The organism is Marinobacter azerbaijanicus (assembly GCF_030250645.1).
In the GTDB taxonomy this organism is placed as follows: domain Bacteria; phylum Pseudomonadota; class Gammaproteobacteria; order Pseudomonadales; family Oleiphilaceae; genus Marinobacter; species Marinobacter azerbaijanicus.
This window is the reverse complement of the sequence record NZ_JASSVS010000002.1, coordinates 24,068-42,019: the sequence shown is the minus strand read 5'-3', so window position 1 is coordinate 42,019 and position 17,952 is coordinate 24,068. Positions and strand designations below refer to the sequence as shown.

The 17,952-nt window shown below is 58.2% G+C and carries 17 protein-coding genes and 1 tRNA gene; 5 read left to right on the top strand and 13 right to left on the bottom strand.

Annotated elements, in window-relative coordinates; all coding sequences use genetic code 11:
- Position 1 precedes the first annotated feature (1 nt).
- The 3 genes from QPM17_RS03685 to QPM17_RS03675 all read right to left on the bottom strand — a co-directional run bounded on the left by QPM17_RS03685 (position 2) and on the right by QPM17_RS03675 (position 1,225).
- A complete protein-coding gene (locus QPM17_RS03685) occupies positions 2 to 178 on the bottom strand; it encodes a hypothetical protein (RefSeq protein WP_285388882.1) in 177 nt (58 codons plus the stop codon).
- A gap of 230 nt (positions 179 to 408) precedes the next feature.
- On the bottom strand, positions 409 to 813 hold the full coding sequence (locus tag QPM17_RS03680) for a hypothetical protein (RefSeq protein ID WP_285388880.1): 405 nt from the start codon (positions 811 to 813) through the stop codon (positions 409 to 411).
- Positions 814 to 1,148: 335 nt separating this feature from the next.
- A tRNA-Arg gene (locus QPM17_RS03675) sits at positions 1,149 to 1,225 on the bottom strand.
- A gap of 85 nt (positions 1,226 to 1,310) precedes the next feature.
- Between QPM17_RS03675 and QPM17_RS03670 the strand changes: the two genes are divergently transcribed.
- Together QPM17_RS03670 and QPM17_RS03665 are read left to right on the top strand one after the other, a co-directional pair.
- The gene (locus QPM17_RS03670; protein ID WP_285388878.1) at positions 1,311 to 2,018 is read left to right on the top strand and encodes a TIGR04283 family arsenosugar biosynthesis glycosyltransferase; all 708 of its coding nucleotides are present in this window, start codon (positions 1,311 to 1,313) and stop codon (positions 2,016 to 2,018) included.
- Positions 2,005 to 2,643 carry a TIGR04282 family arsenosugar biosynthesis glycosyltransferase gene (locus QPM17_RS03665; RefSeq protein WP_285388877.1) on the top strand — a complete coding sequence of 213 codons (639 nt, stop codon included), beginning with the start codon at positions 2,005 to 2,007 and terminating at the stop codon, positions 2,641 to 2,643. Before QPM17_RS03670 ends, QPM17_RS03665 begins: the two co-directional genes overlap by 14 nt.
- A gap of 7 nt (positions 2,644 to 2,650) precedes the next feature.
- On the opposite strand, the gene QPM17_RS03660 is transcribed toward QPM17_RS03665, so the two are convergent.
- Together QPM17_RS03660 and QPM17_RS03655 are read right to left on the bottom strand one after the other, a co-directional pair.
- Positions 2,651 to 5,503, bottom strand: a complete 2,853-nt coding sequence (locus QPM17_RS03660) for an insulinase family protein (protein WP_285388875.1) — start codon at positions 5,501 to 5,503, stop codon at positions 2,651 to 2,653.
- A gap of 26 nt (positions 5,504 to 5,529) precedes the next feature.
- On the bottom strand, positions 5,530 to 5,829 hold the full coding sequence (locus QPM17_RS03655) for a hypothetical protein (protein ID WP_285388872.1): 300 nt from the start codon (positions 5,827 to 5,829) through the stop codon (positions 5,530 to 5,532).
- Between the two features lie 379 nt (positions 5,830 to 6,208).
- Between QPM17_RS03655 and QPM17_RS03650 the strand changes: the two genes are divergently transcribed.
- A complete protein-coding gene (locus tag QPM17_RS03650) occupies positions 6,209 to 8,194 on the top strand; it encodes an SDR family oxidoreductase (protein WP_285388869.1) in 1,986 nt (661 codons plus the stop codon).
- 55 nt (positions 8,195 to 8,249) lie between these two features.
- Here QPM17_RS03650 and rnt read toward each other — a convergent pair whose 3' ends face one another.
- Both rnt and pyrC read right to left on the bottom strand, forming a co-directional pair.
- Entirely contained in the window at positions 8,250 to 8,906 is a 657-nt protein-coding gene (rnt, locus tag QPM17_RS03645) for a ribonuclease T (protein WP_285388867.1), read from the bottom strand.
- A gap of 57 nt (positions 8,907 to 8,963) precedes the next feature.
- Positions 8,964 to 10,001 (bottom strand): dihydroorotase, encoded by a 1,038-nt coding sequence (pyrC, locus tag QPM17_RS03640; protein WP_285388865.1) that lies wholly within the window; start codon positions 9,999 to 10,001, stop codon positions 8,964 to 8,966.
- Between the two features lie 162 nt (positions 10,002 to 10,163).
- On the opposite strand from pyrC, the gene QPM17_RS03635 reads away from it, so the two are divergent.
- Positions 10,164 to 11,084 carry a flagellar protein MotY gene (locus QPM17_RS03635; RefSeq protein WP_285388863.1) on the top strand — a complete coding sequence of 307 codons (921 nt, stop codon included), beginning with the start codon at positions 10,164 to 10,166 and terminating at the stop codon, positions 11,082 to 11,084.
- 14 nt (positions 11,085 to 11,098) lie between these two features.
- Here the strand turns inward: QPM17_RS03635 and QPM17_RS03630 are convergent, their stop codons facing one another.
- Positions 11,099 to 12,025: a histone deacetylase family protein gene (locus tag QPM17_RS03630; protein WP_285388860.1), complete on the bottom strand. Its 927-nt coding sequence runs from the start codon at positions 12,023 to 12,025 to the stop codon at positions 11,099 to 11,101.
- Between the two features lie 172 nt (positions 12,026 to 12,197).
- Here QPM17_RS03630 and QPM17_RS03625 point away from each other — a divergent pair, with 172 nt between their 5' ends.
- Positions 12,198 to 14,942, top strand: a complete 2,745-nt coding sequence (locus QPM17_RS03625; protein ID WP_285388858.1) for a bifunctional acetate--CoA ligase family protein/GNAT family N-acetyltransferase — start codon at positions 12,198 to 12,200, stop codon at positions 14,940 to 14,942.
- Positions 14,943 to 14,952: 10 nt separating this feature from the next.
- On the opposite strand, the gene rdgC is transcribed toward QPM17_RS03625, so the two are convergent.
- The 5 genes from rdgC to QPM17_RS03600 form a co-directional block, all read right to left on the bottom strand.
- Positions 14,953 to 15,882, bottom strand: coding sequence for a recombination-associated protein RdgC (gene rdgC / locus QPM17_RS03620; RefSeq protein ID WP_285388855.1), 930 nt, complete (start codon positions 15,880 to 15,882; stop codon positions 14,953 to 14,955).
- A gap of 73 nt (positions 15,883 to 15,955) precedes the next feature.
- On the bottom strand, positions 15,956 to 16,156 hold the full coding sequence (locus tag QPM17_RS03615; protein ID WP_150993899.1) for a DUF2788 domain-containing protein: 201 nt from the start codon (positions 16,154 to 16,156) through the stop codon (positions 15,956 to 15,958).
- Positions 16,157 to 16,182: 26 nt separating this feature from the next.
- Positions 16,183 to 16,953 carry a peroxide stress protein YaaA gene (gene yaaA / locus QPM17_RS03610; RefSeq protein WP_285388853.1) on the bottom strand — a complete coding sequence of 257 codons (771 nt, stop codon included), beginning with the start codon at positions 16,951 to 16,953 and terminating at the stop codon, positions 16,183 to 16,185.
- A 12-nt stretch (positions 16,954 to 16,965) separates the two neighbouring features.
- The gene (locus tag QPM17_RS03605) at positions 16,966 to 17,199 is read right to left on the bottom strand and encodes a glutaredoxin family protein (RefSeq protein WP_285389750.1); all 234 of its coding nucleotides are present in this window, start codon (positions 17,197 to 17,199) and stop codon (positions 16,966 to 16,968) included.
- Positions 17,199 to 17,948 (bottom strand): YciK family oxidoreductase, encoded by a 750-nt coding sequence (locus QPM17_RS03600; RefSeq protein ID WP_285388850.1) that lies wholly within the window; start codon positions 17,946 to 17,948, stop codon positions 17,199 to 17,201. Before QPM17_RS03600 ends, QPM17_RS03605 begins: the two co-directional genes overlap by 1 nt.
- Positions 17,949 to 17,952 lie beyond the last annotated feature (4 nt).

Here is a 17,952-nt window from a genome sequence, read left to right as displayed (position 1 = left end):
TTCAGCCTTTCGGCTTTTTCTTCTCGTTTTCCAATCCCGAAACAATCAGCATTCTGACAGCTACGGAACGGTTGACGGGTTGTTTCATGTAACGCTCGAGTTCTGCTCTGTACTGCTCCACCTCCTCCAGGATATCTGCGGATAACTTGACGTTTATGTGTGCTGGGTACTTGCTCATCACATCCCCTTTTTCGTATTACGCCGTATTACGATAGTATGAGTTTTAGGGCAGCGCAAGAATTTATTTGAATCTTTGGGGGCTGGCTATATTTCAGGCACGATGGAGCCGAACGCAATAAATGGAGCGGGGGCTATTGGATAACAGAAATAGAGTGGAGCAGAGAGGGCTAAATCTCTCCTGGCAGTCTCACTGTTGGGCAGGTTTATGCTTAGCGATCGAGCTAATCGCTAATTCAGGTTTTTCTTATCTGGGCATGGGAAGACCCTCGATAGCCCATAAACGGCTAGGAGAGCAACCGGGGCGTTGTCAAAGGCGTTCAAGTTTTGCGGGCTTGAGGGCGTGCCAATCATAAGTGCAATCGCTTGCTCTATTGAATCCTCGTTCACAGCTCTGGCACTCGGCAGACACATTGGTTCGTTTTCCCCTAACTGGATCTTGTTACCGTTGAGCCTGACAATCGCCTGGATAGTTTGGGCAATGCCTGCTTGGTAGCCGGTTATCATGAGTTTTGCTAAGGGGTTGCCGTCGTCCCTTTTTTTTATCGTAAAAAGGTAGTCTTGGGGGGTATAGGCATGCGCGGATGTCGCAAAAAAGGTGAGGAGAGCGCCAAGGATCAATTTATTTGGATTCACGATAATTCCCTCTATCAGAAAGCGAGGTAGTATTTACCTCGACTTCCAGCATAGAAATTATCCGACTAATTGGCTACTCAGTATGTTTGGCGATGCATGAGCAGCGCGTCTTGGTCGTTGAGGAAAGCGAAAGCAGTGTCAAGAGGAGAGGCGGACTGGGTAGAGGTCAGTCTCTCCTGACTGTCCCACCATTGGGCAGGTGGCGCGACCGCTGGGCAATCCTTGCGAGCGGTTGAAGTGATAGCCTGGTCGCACTTACATTGCACTTACGGCTTTAAGTGCGCTTGATATCGATTCTGGCTATGGCCTTAACTGCTTGTTCTTGAAGTAGAAACTGGTACCCCCGGCAGGACTCGAACCTGCTACCTTCCCCTTAGGAGGGGGACGCTCTATCCAGATGAGCTACGGGGGCATTTCTGCAAGAAGGGCGGTATGATAGCGGCCTGAGGCCTGTGGCTCAAGGTGTGTTGGGGATTCGTCTTTTTTCGGGGGGTGTTTTGTCTGAATCGCTTTCGCTGAGTGTTGTTGTGCCGGTGTGGTGCGAGGCGGCGACCATCCAGTCATTTCTGCAGCCCTTGCAGCCGGTTCGCGCAGCGGGGCATGAGGTGATTGTGGTGGATGCGGACAGCGATGATGGCACTGCGGATCTGGCAGCGCCCTGGTGTGATCAGGTGCTTGTCGGTGGCAAAGGCCGTGCCCTGCAGATGAATGCGGGGGCCGATGCGGCGCGCGGCAATGTGCTGTTGTTCCTGCACGCCGACACGCTGTTACCGGGTGATGCCGTTGACCATCTCGAGCGCTTTTTCAACAGCCCGGAGCAATGGGGGCGTTTTGATGTTCGCCTCAGTGGGCAGCGGGCCATCTTTCGGGTGATTGAATGGTTCATGAACCGGCGCAGCAGGCTGACGGGTATCGCCACGGGTGACCAGGCGGTGTTTGTTCGTACGTCGGTGTTCCGGGCATTGCAGGGGTTTGCCCCGATTCCGCTGATGGAAGACGTGGAGCTCAGCAAGCGGCTTCGCGGTCTTTCAAGGCCTTACTGTATTGGCAGCCCGGTCACGACGGACAGCCGGCGGTGGGAGCAGGGGGGTGCCTGGCGCACCATTTTTCTGATGTGGAGGCTGCGTTGGCGGTATTGGCGGGGTGAGTCCCCGGAGTCGCTGGCGGCAGCCTATCGGGCGGATGTACGACATGCAGAGAGTTGATCCGGATTCGGTTCTGGTCATGCAGTTTGCCAAGTGGCCGGAAGCAGGCCGGGTCAAGACCCGCCTGATGCCGGAGCTTGGTGCGGAGGGGGCGATGAACGCCCATGTGACCCTCAGCCTTGCTGTGCTTGAGAACCTGGTGGCAAGTGGTTATGACGTTCGGTTTCTGTGGGACAGGCAGGTGGATAGGGTACCCGAAGCCGCCTTTCCGATCATTGAACAGCTTGAGGCCTGTGGTGTCGGCCAGTCCTGGCAGCAGGGGGATGTGCTCGGAGAGCGTATGACGCTGGCGCTGGAATCTGGCCTGCAACGGGTTGGCAAGGCAATGGTGGTAGGCAGCGATTGCCCGTCGGTCGATGCAGAGTATGTGCGCCTGGCCGTTGCCACGCTGGACGGGGTGGATGTGGTGTTGGGGCCGTCGGATGATGGCGGTTATGTGCTGATCGGAGCCCGCAAGCTGGCGCCGGGGATGCTGGCGGATGTTGCTTGGGGTACGCAAAACGCGCTGGCGCAAACCTGTGACCGGCTTTCGAAAGCCGGTCTGACGTTCGCGCTGCTTCCGCAAAAGTGGGATGTGGACGAGCCTGAAGACTGGCGCCGGTTTATCGGCCAGCCTTCAGGTTGAGCCTCGGTCAGGCCTCTGGAACGCTACTGCGCTGCAGTAACTGTTCAATGATCCGGGCGTTGTTCTCTGCCTCGGCAGTGGTGAACACCCGCAGTGCCTGTTCACGATCAATCACCTGTTCTTCCAGGGTTTCAATCAACGTATCCCTGCTTACACTGTTGACCGCATCCGCCAGTTTCTCGCGGGAGTTGAAGTCGGTCGCGCCCCGGTCTATTTCCCGCCAGTAACGTTCCGAAATCTCACCCAGGCGCCGATCCTGCTCCATCAGCTTGCTGATAACCGCCTGCTTCTCACGCTCAAGTTCCTCATCCGAGAGGTTGGCCAGGGTTTCCCTGAATTCGAGGGAAAACTCCCTTACGGCCTGGTTGATTTCCTCGCCATTGGCGCCGGGGGACTGCACCACAAAGCCCAGTGCCGGGGTTTCGAGCATCTCGAATGGCGTAGCGTAGACGATGTAGCCGAGCTGGCGGGTGGTGCGCAGCTCCTCGTAGAACGGGCTGCTGATAATCTGGCCCAGCAGCCGGAAGGCAGCCCGCTCCTGGAACCCGGTGTTATCGCCCTGTACGTAGAGGGTGTAACCGGTGTCCGGGTGGTCCACTTCCAGCGGCAATACGGTTTCTTCCTCCGGGAGTGACCGCACGCGGCTGCGCTCCACCGTTGTCAGCCGGCTATCATCCAGCACCATGGCGTGAATGCGATTGTTGAGGTTCAGGGCCGAAGCCTGGGTCATGTTGCCGTGAACCAGCAAGACCGGGTCCACTTCTGAGAGAAACGCTTCAGCAAAGGACTCGAGCTCGTCCAGGGTGACTTCCCTGGCTGCCCTGAGCTTTTCTTCCGTACTCCAGGCGCCTTCAATCAACAGGCTCTGGATGAATTCAGAGGTCTGCTGCACCGGGCGTTCCTTGGCCTTGTTCTGGAGCCGGTCGATCAGGTTCTGGCGGGCGATACGGAAACGCTGTTCGGTCAGCCCCGGGTCTGAAACCTGGGTCAGGATGCGGGCCATGAGGGTGTGTAGTTTGTCGCTGTAGCCGCCCACCCGGACGGTAATGCCACGAAGGTGTGAATAGATGCTGTAATCCAGCCCGGCCAGCTGGGCAGGATAGGCCCAGGCGTTGACGTTGGTGTTGATGGCATCCACCAGCAACGTGGACAGCACATTGCTGCGGGCGGAGGCGCGGGTGGCCGGTGTGCGGAGGCTCAGGTAGACGTTGGCCTTGGGCGTATCGAACCGTACGTCCCTGGCATACCACACATCCATGCCGCTGACCGTGCCCATGGAGACCGGCTGTTCCATGGTCGGGCCGGAAATCATCCCCAGTTCTTCGGGAATAAAGGGGTTTTCCAGTGGCAGGGACAGTCTGGTAACCATGGGGTGATCATCCGGCGCCTGGATGCTGGCGGTGTCCAGGGGCTGCATTTTCCAGGCAGCATCGTACCACTGGGTAAGGTTGGGGTCTTCCAGCTCTGGCTCAGGCTCCAGCACGGACACCAGGACGTTTTCCCGCGTAAGCCGGTCCAGAATGTCCCGGTATTTGTCCGGTGCGTAATTTTCCATCATCCAGGGGGCCCGGAGGACATCTTCCGGCGCCACGTGCCGCATCTGCCGCGACAGGTGCATTACCTCCTGCACCGGCCGGCTTTTCTCCCGGAACCGGAAATCGATCTGCGATAGCTGTTTCATTTCTTCATAACGGTGCCGGGCAATGCCTTCCTGGCGCACCTTGTCGATGTAGGCGAAGGTCAGCTCCAGGATGGTTTCCTGTTCCCCAAGGCCTTCCGGAGTCAGCGACATGTTCAGTTCCAGGGTGGCTTCCTGGCCGGTATCCATGCCACTGCCTGCGGAAAGGCTTTCCACCAGGCCGGCCTTTTTCAGCACGTCAAAGAGACTACCCGGGCCCTCGTGGCCAAGCAGGCTGGCAACGTAATTGGCTGGTTTGTCTTGGTAATGATCCTGTTGCGACGGAATGGGGAAGCTCAGTGTCAGGTTGCGGATGTCCTTCAGCGCATCGACCTTGAGACGGGCGGGCAGGGTACCCGGGCTGAATAGTGGCTCGTCGTGCACCTTTGCCGACAGGTTACGGTTCTCAATGCGGTCAAAACGACCACGCACCATGGTTTCCAGTTCATCCAGCGATTGCGGGCCGTAGACCGCCAGTGTCATCAGGTTGGATGAATAGTGGGTTTTCCAGAACTCGATCAGGTCCGGGCGCAGTGGTCGCTCTTCGGTGTTCTCCAGGGTCGTCAGATTACCCACGGCAAACTGGTGGAAGGCATGGTCGGGGTTGCTGACGGCCTTTTTGACGGAGTAGAAGCGACGGCCATCGTCTTTCTGTTTGGAGCTGAACTCGGAATGCACGGCGCGACGCTCACGGTCCACCAGTTCGGGGGTGAACAGCGGCGCTGAGAACTGCTCGGCGAATCGGTCGAGGGCATCCTCAAGGTGATCAGCCTGGACGTCGAAGAAATAATTGGTGTCCTGGAAGGCCGTGAACGCGTTGTGGCTGCCACCATGGCTTTTTATGAATTGCTGGTACTCGCCCGGGTCGGGGTACTTTTCGGTGCCCAGGAACAGCATGTGCTCCAGGAAGTGGGAGAGGCCTTCCCGATCGGCGGGGTCATCCCCGCTGCCAACGGCCACGTTCATGGAGGCCGCCGCCTTGTCGGATTCGTGCGCCGAAATCAGCAGTACCCTCAGCTCGTTATCCAACTGGATGTAACGGTACTCGTTGTCGTCGTTCGGGCTTTTCACGGGCGACTGGCTCGCCAGTGCAACCGAACCGAAGGCCAGAAGGAGTACCAGGGCAAGCCCTTCCTTCAGCCCCAGCAAACCTCTGGCAAAACCATGAATGCCTGGACGCATAGTGCCTCTCTCTACCAATGGGTGGTTCAGTGAATCAGTTCGTTACGGGTACTTTCCGGTTGCTGGTCCAGCGTCTTCTTTGCCAGGCTGGCGGCCGCGTCTGCGTCGAGCTGGCCAGAGGCGATACGCTCGAGAACCGTGCCCATCACCGCCACAGACTGACGATAGTCCGCGAATTCGGCCTGGAAGGCGTGATCAATCGCCTGGTAAACGGCCTGGATTTTCTCTTCTCTGGTGCCGGCATCCGCCGCCGTGTCGTTGATAGCCTTGAGACAGGCGCGGGCGATGGCGATGTAACGTTCGGCGTTGGGATCGTCTTTTTGCATATTCGGAGTTCCGGAAAACGGGGTATTGAGACAGAAGCTGTCATGAATGGTTCCGATTATGTCACCGCTGCTGACAGGTTTCATTTCCTGTCTGTAATGGTATGGATTTGCGGGCAGGCTGCACACCATGTGCTAGTCTCAATTTCAGTATGTCTGGCAAACGAACAGGTTGAGGCGTGCCTTTCATGCCGGGACTAGAGTAATGGCTCTAAATAAAACAAAGGGTTACAGAGTAATTGCTCTAAAAAAGTTCGATACATGAGAGTTGCATTTAAGTACAATGCCGGCGTTCCGATAGAGGTATAAGACTTTGGTCTAATGCCTGTGTCGGCAACAAGGGAAAAGACAACAATTGAGCAACAAGCAGGGTGGACTATCAATGAATTATTTTCTGACGGGTGGCACCGGGTTTATCGGCCGTTTTCTCGTTGAAAAGCTGCTGGCTCGTGGCGGCACGGTACACGTACTGGTACGCGAGCAATCACAGGACAAGCTGGACCAGCTTCGTGAACGCTGGGGTGCCGACGAGTCCCGGGTGAAAGCAGTCATCGGCGACCTTACCAGCCCGAACCTGGGCATTGACGCCAAGACCATGAAATCGCTCAAGGGTAACATTGATCATTTCTTCCACCTTGCCGCGGTTTATGACATGGGTGCGGATGAAGAGTCCCAGCAGGCTACCAATATTCAGGGGACCCACAGCGCAGTGGACGCTGCAGCTGCCATGGAAGCCGGTTGCTTCCATCATGTGTCCTCCATCGCCGCGGCCGGTATGTTCAAGGGCACGTTCCGCGAAGATATGTTCGAGGAAGCGGAAAAGCTGGACCACCCCTACCTGATGACCAAGCACGAGTCAGAAAAGGTTGTCCGGGAGAGCTGCAAGGTTCCGTTCCGCATCTACCGCCCGGGTATGGTCATTGGCCACTCGAAAACCGGTGAGATGGACAAGGTCGACGGGCCTTACTACTTCTTCAAGATGATTCAGAAAATCCGCCGCGCGCTCCCCCAGTGGGTGCCAACCATTGGTATTGAAGGCGGACGCCTGAATATCGTTCCGGTGGATTTTGTCGTCAATGCCATGGATCACATCGCGCATCTGGAAGGCGAGGACGGCAACTGCTTCCATCTGGTGGACTCCGATCCCTATAAGGTGGGCGAGATCCTCAACATTTTCTCCGAGGCCGGTCACGCGCCCCGCATGGCCATGCGCCTGGATTCCCGGGTTTTCGGATTTATTCCTCCGTTTATCCGCCAGAGCCTCAAGAACCTGCCCCCGGTCAAACGCCTGACAACGGCCGTGCTGGATGATATGGGGATTCCTCCTTCGGTATTGTCGTTCATCAACTACCCCACACGGTTTGATGCCCGGGAAACGGAGCGGGTTCTCAAGGGCACCGGCATCGAAGTGCCGCGCCTTGACAGCTACGCCGCGGTGATCTGGGATTACTGGGAGCGTAACCTGGACCCCGACCTGTTCAAGGACCGCACCCTGCGTGGCACCGTTGAAGGCAAGGTCTGTGTGATCACCGGCGGCACCTCCGGCATTGGTCTGGCGACTGCGGAGAAGCTGGCGGACGCCGGTGCCATTCTGGTTATCGGTGCGCGCAAGAAAGAGCGCCTGATGGAAGTGGCAGCACAGCTCGAAGCCCGTGGCGGTAATGTCCACGCCTACCAGTGTGACTTTGCCGAGATGGAAGACTGCGACCGTTTCGTGAAAACCGTGCTGGATAACCACGGCCATGTGGATGTTCTGGTCAACAACGCCGGCCGCTCCATTCGCCGCTCACTGGCATTGTCCTTTGACCGTTTCCACGACTTCGAGCGCACCATGCAGCTGAACTATTTCGGCTCGGTCCGTCTGATCATGGGCTTCGCACCGGCCATGCTGGAGCGTAACCGTGGTCACGTGGTGAACATCTCCTCCATTGGCGTCCTGACCAATGCGCCAAGGTTCTCGGCCTATGTGGCTTCCAAGTCCGCGCTGGATGCTTTCAGCCGTTGTGCCGCTGCGGAGTGGTCGGACCGTAATGTGACCTTTACCACCATCAACATGCCGCTGGTAAAGACGCCGATGATCGCGCCCACCAAGATCTACGACTCCGTGCCCACGCTGACGCCGGACGAAGCCGCTGATATGGTCGTTGACGCTATCGTCTACCGGCCCAAGCGTATCGCCACGCGGCTGGGTATCTTCGCTCAGGTGCTGCAGGCGCTGGCGCCGAAGATGGGCGAAATCGTGATGAACACCGGTTACCGCATGTTCCCGGATTCTCCGGCGGCGGCTGGCAGCCGCTCGGGCGAGAGGCCGAAGGTCTCCTCCGAACAGGTGGCATTCGCCGCGATCATGCGGGGTATTTACTGGTAATAGTCGCCGTAACAACGAAAAACCCCGCTTCCAGGAGCGGGGTTTTTTGTGGCTGTTACTCGGTGATATCCGGGACCGGCGGTGGCGGAAAGCCACCAATCTCCCGCCAACGGTTAACGATGCCGCAGAACAGGTCGGCGGTTTTCTCCGCATCGTACGCGGCCGAATGCGCTTCCTTGTTGTTGAACGGGATACCCGCCAGTTTGCACGCCTGGGCCAGCACGGTATGGCCGTAGGCAAGCCCTGCCAGGGTTGCGGTATCAAAGGTGGAGAAGGGGTGGAACGGGTTGCGGCGGATATCCGCGCGCATCGCAGCGGCGAACACAAAATTGTGGTCAAAGGTGGCGTTATGGCCCACCAGAACAGCCCGCTTGCAGTCGTGGGCTTTTACCGCCTTGCGAATCGGGCTGAATATCTCGCTCAGACCCTCCCGTTCGGGGACCGCCTCTCGTTCGGGATTCCAGGGGTCGATGCCGGTAAAGTCCAGGGCAGACTGCTCAAGGTTGGCGCCTTCAAAGGGCTCGATCTGCTCCACGTGTGTTTCCGCACGCTTTAGCCAGCCGTCTTCGTCCATGGTCAGTATGACTGCGGCAATTTCCAGCAGCGCATCCCGTTCGGGATTGAATCCACCAGTTTCCACATCCACCACAACGGGCAGGAATCCGCGGAAACGGCGGGACATGGGATGCGGTTCTTTGTTTTCGTCAGTCACTTAAACTCCCGGAGTTTTTGGTCAGGGTCACAGGCCCGGATTGGATAATGTTGGTAATCAAACGTTGGCAAGGCGCCATCTCAGGCTCTCACCGGCCCTCAGGGGAACAATGGTGCCATCCGCCAGGGGCAGTTCGGAGGGCATTTCCCAGCTTTCCCGCACCAGGGTGATGGTGTCTGTGTTTCGTGGCAGCCCGTAAAAGTCAGCTCCGTTAAAACTGGCGAACGCTTCCAGTTTGTCCAGAATGCCCAGATCCTCGAAGATCTCTGCGTACAGTGAGATGGCGCTGTAGGCAGAGTAACAACCAGCGCAGCCACAAGCGGTTTCCTTCCGGTCTTTTGAGTGTGGAGCCGAATCGGTGCCGAGGAAGAAGCGCCGGTCGCCGCTGACGACGGCGTCCCGAAGGGCCTGTTGATGCCGATTGCGTTTGAGAATCGGCAGGCAGTACAGGTGAGGGCGAATGCCGCCAACCAGCATGTGGTTGCGGTTGTACATCAGGTGCTGGGGGGTGATGGTTGCACCGAGGTTGTCGCCATTATGGTTGCGGACAAACTCCGCCGAGTCCGCGGTTGTGATGTGCTCAAGAACAACCCGCAGGCCCGGGAAGGCGTCCAGTGTCGGCGCCAGTACCCGCTCCAGGAAAACCTTCTCCCGGTCAAAGATATCGATTTCGGTGTCGGTGACTTCGCCATGGACCAACAACAGCATGCCGCAGTCGCTCATGGCTTCCAGAACCGGGTAAATATTGCGGATATCGGTCACACCGGAGGCGGAATTGGTGGTGGCCCCGGCCGGATAGAGCTTTGCCGCCACCACGCCTCCGGCCTGCGCCTCACGGATCTGTTCCGGTGTTGTGGTCTCCGTCAGGTACAGTGTCATTAATGGATTGAACCCGTAGCCTTTGGCGGCATCCAGAATTCTGTCGCGGTAGGCCATGGCCTGTTCTGCATCGGTTACTGGCGGCACCAGATTGGGCATGATGATGGCCCGGCCAAAACAGCGAGCCGTGGCAGGCACCACGTCTTTGAGGATGTCACCGTCCCGGACATGAAGGTGCCAGTCATCGGGGCGGGTAATGGTGATCTGATTGGTCATTGGCGGTTTCCGACTTGCCGGGGCTCTGGGTGCGGTTGCCCCTGAAAAATTCTGGCGGAATTATATCAGAAGCCGTCGCTGATTGTTTCCGGCCTCAGTCCTAAAGAATGCTTCCCCCCGGCCGTTAACAAATCTGTGAATTTTCTTTGACGGACTGATGGTATGGCACGAATTCCAGTCTTCCTACGTGGTGCAGTTGTTTCCGGTGCATTGGCTTTGCTAGCCGCTGGCAACGTGGCCCAGGCTGCCACCTATGGTGCCGGTATCGAGAACAGCCAGTGGTATCTGTCGGAATCCGTATTTGAGTGCACCCTGGTGCATCAGGTGCCCGGGTATGGCCGTGCGGTGTTCCGTCATCGGGCCGGAGAGTCTCTCTCCTTCTTTCTGGAATCGGAGACGCCGTTAATGCGTCCCGGCCGGGGAATGCTGGTCGTGGAAGCGCCTTCCTGGCGGCCCGGCACGGCGCCCCGAACCCTCGGTCGGGTTAATGTGGAGGATGGCCGTCGCACGGTTTCTCTGGATTCACGCCAGGCCATGATTCTGGTTCAGGGCCTGCTGGAGGGTATGGACCCGACGCTTACCCGTCAGTCCTGGTACGACGGCAGTCCCGTTCGTGTGAAAGTCTCCAACATCAATTTTTCCGGTCAGTTCTCCGGCTACCGCTCCTGCACATCCGGCCTGCTGCCGGTGAACTATGACCAGATCAAGCGTTCCCGTGTGCCCTTCAGCGCTGGCAGTACCAGCCTGTCAGGTGCCGACAGGCGGCTTCTGGACAACATCGTGGCGTACGTACAGGCAGACTCGACCGTGGAAAGGATCTTCGTGGACGGCCATACCGACAGCAGTGGCAGTCGCATTGATAATCGCGCGCTTTCCGAGGAACGTGCCAGAGTGGTGGCGGATTATCTGATCGACGAGGGCATCGATTCCGATCTGATCACTGTCAGGGCTCACGCGGACCAGTTTCCGGCATCAAACCGCCCCGCAGACAACCGGCGAACCACCATTCGTCTTCAGCGGGAAGGCGAGCGGCCGGATTTGCAGCAGGCCAATGGTTACGACGCGGCGTCCCCGAACAGCTAACAGCCAGCCGTTGCTCAACGGACCGCGTTGAGTACGTCCAGGTGTGCGTTTACGCTCTCCGCCAGGGCTCGCAGATGGTAGCCCCCTTCCAGGGTTGAGATGATCCGGTCATTGGCGGAGTCAGCGGCAATGCTGGTGATCATTTCCGTCAGCCAGCGGTAGTCTTCCACTTCCAGGTTCAGCTCCGCCATCGGGTCCAGCCGGTGGCCGTCAAAACCAGCGGAAACCAGCACCAGTTGTGGGCGGAAATCCTGCAGCCGTTTGAGCCAGGCTGCCTCCACGGTTTTGCGATACTCGTCGGCGGATGCGCCGGCCTGGATAGGCGTGTTGATGATGTTTTCGGCCTGGCGATGCACATGGGAGTGAGGATAGAACGGATGCTGGAAGCTGGAGCACATCAGAATACGCTCGTCGCCCCCCACGATATCCACCGTGCCGTTGCCCTGGTGTACATCGAAATCAATGATGGCGATCCGTTCGAGGTGGTGGAACGTCAATGCCCGCATGGCTGCCAGGGCAATGTTGTTATAGAAGCAGAACCCCATGGATTTGCTGCGCTCGGCGTGATGCCCCGGTGGCCGGGCGCACACGAAGGCGTTGGTCAACTGGCTGCTGAGAACCATGTCTACCGCTTCAATGCTGGCGCCGGCTGCCAGGCGGGCGGCCCTTAGCGTGTCTGGCATGATGGCCGTGTCCGGGTCGACATACACTCGCCCGCGGGTGGGCTGCATCAGGTCCAGCTGATGCAGATAACGTTCAGGATGAACGGTCAGTAGCTGATCCCGTGTTGCTTCATCCGGCCTCACCCAGTCCAGCTCCTGTGCCAGGCCGGTATCCGACAGGTAACTGATAATCGCAGCAAGCCGTTCGGGGGATTCAGGATGCTCTGCCCCCATGGTGTGTTTCATACAGTCGTCGTGAGAGAAAATACCCGTTGTCATGCTGGCCCCGAACGCTTTCGTTGTGCTTGTATTTTGTTCAATATTATCAGGGATAGTACACCCTTGCCGTGTTTCTTTGGTCTTATGGTGTTGATAGCCGTTTTACATAGGGAAACAAGCGCCTAAGATAGAGTGTACATCCGCCTGGTCGATCCGAAGCAAGGAGCAACGTTTGAGCACCCGTTATCTGGAAAGCCTTTTCAACCCGTCCTCTATAGTGGTTATCGGTGCCTCGGAAAGGGCGGATAACCTCGGTGGCATGGTGTTGCGTAATCTGATGGGTGGTGGCTACCCCGGCCAGTTGCTGGTGGTCAATCAGAACGATTACGAGAACGTGCACGGCGTTCCCTGCGTCAAGAAAGTATCCCGCATGGGGTTCAGCCCGGACCTGGCCATCGTTTGCACGCCCCCGGATACGGTACCGAAAATGATCCGGCGGCTGGGGGAGGAAGGTGTCCGCACGGCGATCGTAATGACCGGAGGCATGTCCCGCAGCCACAGTAAAACCGGTCAGCCACTGATGTATTCGGTTCGCGATGCGGCCCGGGAAACCGGCATCCGGGTGCTTGGGCCGAATACCATCGGCCTGATGGTGCCTGCTCGCAGCCTGAACGCAACCTATGCCCACATGGGCGCGATACCCGGCAAGGTGGCGTTCGTGGGCCAGTCGGGCACCATCGCCAGTTCGGTGATTGACTGGGCCTTTGCCCGGGGAGTGGGCTTCTCCTACTTCCTGACCCTGGGCGATGGCATGGATATCGACCACGATGACCTGATCGACTACCTGGCCCAGGACAGCCAGACCCGCGCCATACTGCTGCACATCGAGAATATTCCCAATCCGCGCCGTTTTATGTCCGCCGTCCGAGTGGCTTCGCGCACCAAGCCGGTGATTGCGGTGAAAAGCGGCCGGGTGCCGGAATCGGAGTGGTTCCACCACGAATTACCCGCCGGGATCACCCGCAGTGATCCCATCTATGATGCCATGTTACAGCGTGCCGGTGTGTTGCGGGTGGACGGCTTGGGGCAGATGTTCGATGCCCTGGAAACCCTCACCCGAATGCGTCCGTTGCGGCGTGAAACCCTGGCGATCATGGCTAACGGTGTCGGCCCCGGGGTGCTGGCGGTGGACCGGCTGGCCTATCTGGGTGGCGAACTGGCGGAATTGTCAGGCAAGTCCATTGATTCGCTGGCGGAGTTGCTGCCCCCTTACTGGACCCGCAAAAACCCGATCGATCTTGGTTATAACGCCTCGCCGGAGCTGTATGCCCAGGCGGTCAAGGTCCTGGCCAAAGACCCGGAAGTGGCCAACGTTCTTATTATGTACGCACCAAGCCTGACCCAGGATAGCCTGCAGATTGCCGATGCGGTGGTGCAGGCGACCAAGGGCACGCGGTTGAATGTGTTTACCTGCTGGCTGGGGCAGAGCACGGTGCTGGATGCCCGTGACGAGTTCTACCGGGCCGGACTGCCGTCGTTTTTCAACCCGGAGAAGGCGGTGGTAGCGTTCATGCAGCATGTGCGTCACCAGCGTGTGCAGCGGCTGCTGACGGAAACGCCGGAGTCTTTTACCGACCACCTTGCTGACCACACTCAGACCCGTCGGGTCGTGGTCAACGCTATACGCGCGGGGCGCAGCCATCTTTCCAACCGGGAAGCCCGGGATGTGATTCGCGACTATGGCATCAACGCGGTGGACACCATCTACTGCGACGACATGGAGGAGGTTCTGGAGGCCTTTGCCGTGGAGCGTCGGCCGGTGGATATCACTCTGATTCATGAACAGTCCTGTCACCCTTTGATTGCACTCAGCCCCGGGCAGCGCCGTTACAAGGGTACCGTCCAGAAGCTCAACAGCGAGGGTGCCATCATGGACTCCTGTCGCTTCCTGATGGAGGAATACCAGAAGCACTACCCCGACAGCGGTTTCCTCGGGTTTGCGGTTCAGCGCTCCTACCAGCATGTTGGCGGTATCGAGTTCAGCGTTGGCATCACCCGGGACAAATTGTTCGGCCCGCTGGTGGTGTGCGGTGCTGCCGGTGCCCAGATCAATGTGATGACGGACCGCCAGATCGCCCTGCCGCCACTGAATATGGTGCTGGCGCGGGAACTGTTGCGGCGAACCTACATGTACAAGCTGTTGAAAGAGCACAGTCTGAAACCGGAAGAGGACATTCGCGCGGTATCGGAAACCCTGGTGACCCTGTCCCAGATTGTCATTGATAATCCGCAGATCCGTGGGCTGGAAATTTCCCCCTTGCTGTTCAATGAGCAGGGCGCTGTTGCTGTCAACGTGGCCATTGACCTGGCGGACAAGCCGGGGCGCCCGATTATTCAGCCGTATCCCAGGGAACTGGAAGAATGGATACTGCTGCCCAAGTCCGGTCGCCGTGTGATTATCCGACCGGTACTGGCGGAAGACGAGCCCGCCCACCGGGCCTTCCATGAGCTGCAGTCTCCTGAATCCATCCGGTATCGCTTCTTCCAGTACCGTAAGCATTTCTCACGGGAAGACGTGGCCCAGATGGTCCAGATCGACTATGACCGGGAAATGGTGTTCATTGCCAATGCGCCAAAGGAAGACGGTGAAGGCGAAGAAACCCTGGGCACTGTGCGCACCTGGACAGACGCTGACAATCTGCGGGCCGAGTTTGCGGTGATGGTGCACGACAAGATGAAGGGCGAAGGCCTGGGCGTGGCCCTGATGCAGAAAATGATCGATTACTGTCGTGCCAAGGGCACGATGGAAATGGTCGGTAATGTGCTGGCGGATAATCGCCCGATGTTGCGGCTGGCAGAACACCTGGGCTTTGAGATCCGTTACAACCCGGAAGAGGAAGTCATGGACCTGACCCTGGTGCTCAACGAGCCGGAGAAAGACTGGCAGCGGGAGCGTCTGGAGCAGACCTCCCACTGATTACCGGTTATCAGCCTTCTTCAACAATGGCGGAACGGTCCTCTCCGCCCAGGGCTTCCAGCAGGCCGGGTATCAGCCTGGCAAGCTCCAGAGTCATCAGTGAAAAAGCGGCGTCGAAGCGGGCGGCGGCATCGTCTGCATCTACGTCATCCAGCTTTTCCTGCAGGGTATCGCCGAATTTCAGGCGACGAATCCCCAGTTCCTCATCCAGCACAAACGAAAGGTTGTCATCCCAGGTCACGGACAGCTTGGTGACCTGCATGCCGGCATCCAGGTGACTGCGGATTTCGTCTCCCTGAAGATCCAGGCCTTTGCAGCGCACAACGCCACCGTCTTCCGAGGTATCTTTCAGCTCGCACTCGGTGCCAAGCTCGATGCTCGCGGGCAGGTCGATGGATTCATTCAGCCAGCCGGTGAAGGTGAACGTCGGCGCCTGCTCCACGGCGGGTGGGCGAACCGGTAGCGAACCCAGACTCTTGCGCAGGGTTGAAGCCAGGTCTTCCGCCTGCTTGGCGGAGCCAGCATCGACCACCAGAACGCCGTCGGCGGGAGCCAGGTAGGCGTAGCAGCGGCGGTTCTTGGAAAAGGCCCGGGGCAGCATCTCCAGCATCACTTCTTCTTTCAGCTCGTCCTTTTCCTTGCGCCGCACCTTGCGGTGCTGCTCGGCCTCGATCATTTCCGCCTTTTCGTCCACCAGTTCCTTGATAACGGAGGCTGGCAGCAGCTTTTCTTCTTTGCGCAGGGCGATCAGATGGTAACCACCGGCACTGTGAACCAGCAGGTCGCTGTGTTTGCCCATGGGCGGAACCCAGCCCTGTCTTGAGGTTTCCTGGGGACCGCAGGGCTTGAAGGCATCAGCCTGAAGCTTTTCTTCCAGGGCTTCGGCGGTTATTTCAAATGGCTTGGTAAAACGGAATACGCGGGCGTTACGAAACCACATGGTCCGGGTCCTTGTTGCTTTTAGGGTGAAGTCGAGGGTGATGTCGAGTCTGAAAAAGGGTAGGGATGATACCTTAAATCTGCATGATTTCGACAAGAACGGTTTTTACGATAAATCCCACCACGCCGGCACCGAGGATGGTGAACAGGGCAATGGTGCCGAACCGGCCTGCCTGGGACTTCTTGGCCAGGTCCCAGACAATAAAGCCCATCCAGACGATCAGGCCAGTCAGCAGGACCAGCATGGAAAGTTCTGCAAATACAGCTTCGTTCATTAATAACTCCGGATCAGGTGTAAGGCTTACTGCTCGTCCCGCAGGAATACCCAGTTGTCTGCGCTGGATTGTTCCTCGCTGAAGCGATAACCCTCAAGATTAAAGCCTTTGAGGTCATCCGCCTGGGTGATGTTGTTCTGGATGGCGTAGCGGCACATCAGCCCCCGGGCCTTCTTGGCGTAGAAGCTGATCATCTTGTACTGGCCGTTTTTCCAGTCTTTGAACTGGGGGGTGATCAGCCGCCCGTCCAGTTCCTTCTTGCGCACACTCTTGAAGTATTCATTGGAGGCCAGGTTCACCAGAACGCCGTCGTCTGTTTTCAGCAACCGGTTCAGTTCGTCGGTGATCTTGCTGCCCCAGAATGCGTAAAGGTCCTTGCCACGGTTATTTTCGAACTTCGTGCCCATTTCAAGACGGTAGGGCTGCATCAGGTCCAGGGGTTTGAGCACGCCGTAAAGGCCGGAGAGAATGCGCAGTCGCTTCTGGGCGATCTCAAATTCCTTGTCGCTGAAGCTTTCTGCGTCCAGGCCGGTATAGACGTCACCCTTGAATGCCAGCACCGCCTGCCGTGCGTTCTCAAGCGTGAATGGCGTGTGCCAGTTACGGAACCGTTCCGCGTTGAGCTGGCCCAGCTTGTCGCTGACTCCCATCAGGTTGCTGATGTCATGGGGCTCCAGTTCCTTGAGCTGGTCAACCAGCTCGCAGGCGTCGTCCAGAAAGTCCGGCTGGGTGGCTTTGGTCGTGGCCAGAGGGCTCTCGTAGTCCAGCGTCTTTGCGGGGGAAATAACCATCAACATGTCGGGCAATCCTCATCGGAGAAAGTTCAGTAACTGGTCCCTGGTAAACGGCCAGTCCAGTTCCTCACCGGTATCGTTACGGTGCAGGACCGGAATGCGTGTGCCGTAGCGCTCTACCAGCAGTTCGGACTGGGCAATGTCCACAGCGTCTACGGGGATCGGGGAGGGCATGGGTGTGTTCACCAGTAGCGCCTCCGCCAGTTCGCACAGGTGGCATTGGGATGTGGTGTAGAAAGTCAGTTCCATCACTTGGGCTGAGCGTCTATCTGTTGGCCATTCACATCCCTGCTTTCCGGTCCCATCAGGTACAGGTAAACCGGCATCAGTTCTTCCGGTGCGGGATTCTGCTGCGGGTTCTCGGCGGGATACGCCGTGGCTCTCATATTGGTGCGGGTCGCGCCCGGGTTGAGGCTGTTCACTCGCACATTGTGGCGGTCATCATCCAGTTCTTCCGCCAGCATCTGGCTCAGCCCTTCGATGGCGAACTTGGAAACCGCGTAGGCGCCCCAGTACGGCTTCGCTCTGCGGCCGACGCCGGAAGAGGTGAAAATCACCGAGGCATCATCCGACTTGCGCAGCAGCGGGATCATGGCGCGGCTCAGAAGGAACGGAGCGGTGGCATTCACGTGCATCACCTTGTTCCATACCTCGGGATCGTAAAGTTCAATGGGGCTTCGGGTGCCGAGAATGGCGGCGTTGTGCAGAAGGCCATCGAGATGATCAAAGTTGTCTTCAATCGTCATCGCCAGCTCTTCGTACTCCTTGACCGCGGCCCCCTCGAAGTTCAGCGGCACGATGGCCGGTTTCGGGTGGCCGGCGGCCTCAATCTCGTCATAAACGGATTCAAGTTTGGCAACGGTACGGCCAACAAGGATCACGGTGGCGCCATGGGCGGCGTAGGCTTTTGCCGCTGCCCGTCCGATGCCGCTGCCGGCACCGGTTACCATGATGATGCGATCTTTCAGCAAGTCGGCCGGTGCTTGATAGTCCTGCATTCTG

Excerpts from the sequence above, each read along its gene's own strand:
- QPM17_RS03650 (WP_285388869.1), top strand. The coding sequence starts at position 6,209 with ATGAATTATTTTCTGACGGGTGGCACCGGGTTTATCGGCCGTTTTCTC.
- QPM17_RS03635 (WP_285388863.1), top strand. The coding sequence starts at position 10,164 with ATGGCACGAATTCCAGTCTTCCTACGTGGTGCAGTTGTTTCCGGTGCA.
- QPM17_RS03655 (WP_285388872.1), bottom strand. The coding sequence starts at position 5,829 with ATGCAAAAAGACGATCCCAACGCCGAACGTTACATCGCCATCGCCCGC.
- yaaA (WP_285388853.1), bottom strand. The coding sequence starts at position 16,953 with ATGTTGATGGTTATTTCCCCCGCAAAGACGCTGGACTACGAGAGCCCT.
- rdgC (WP_285388855.1), bottom strand. The coding sequence starts at position 15,882 with ATGTGGTTTCGTAACGCCCGCGTATTCCGTTTTACCAAGCCATTTGAA.
- QPM17_RS03665 (WP_285388877.1), top strand. The coding sequence starts at position 2,005 with ATGCAGAGAGTTGATCCGGATTCGGTTCTGGTCATGCAGTTTGCCAAG.
- QPM17_RS03685 (WP_285388882.1), bottom strand. The coding sequence starts at position 178 with ATGAGCAAGTACCCAGCACACATAAACGTCAAGTTATCCGCAGATATC.
- QPM17_RS03615 (WP_150993899.1), bottom strand. The coding sequence starts at position 16,156 with ATGAACGAAGCTGTATTTGCAGAACTTTCCATGCTGGTCCTGCTGACT.
- pyrC (WP_285388865.1), bottom strand. The coding sequence starts at position 10,001 with ATGACCAATCAGATCACCATTACCCGCCCCGATGACTGGCACCTTCAT.
- QPM17_RS03600 (WP_285388850.1), bottom strand. The coding sequence starts at position 17,948 with ATGCAGGACTATCAAGCACCGGCCGACTTGCTGAAAGATCGCATCATC.
- QPM17_RS03630 (WP_285388860.1), bottom strand. The coding sequence starts at position 12,025 with ATGACAACGGGTATTTTCTCTCACGACGACTGTATGAAACACACCATG.
- QPM17_RS03660 (WP_285388875.1), bottom strand. The coding sequence starts at position 5,503 with ATGCGTCCAGGCATTCATGGTTTTGCCAGAGGTTTGCTGGGGCTGAAG.
- QPM17_RS03605 (WP_285389750.1), bottom strand. The coding sequence starts at position 17,199 with ATGGAACTGACTTTCTACACCACATCCCAATGCCACCTGTGCGAACTG.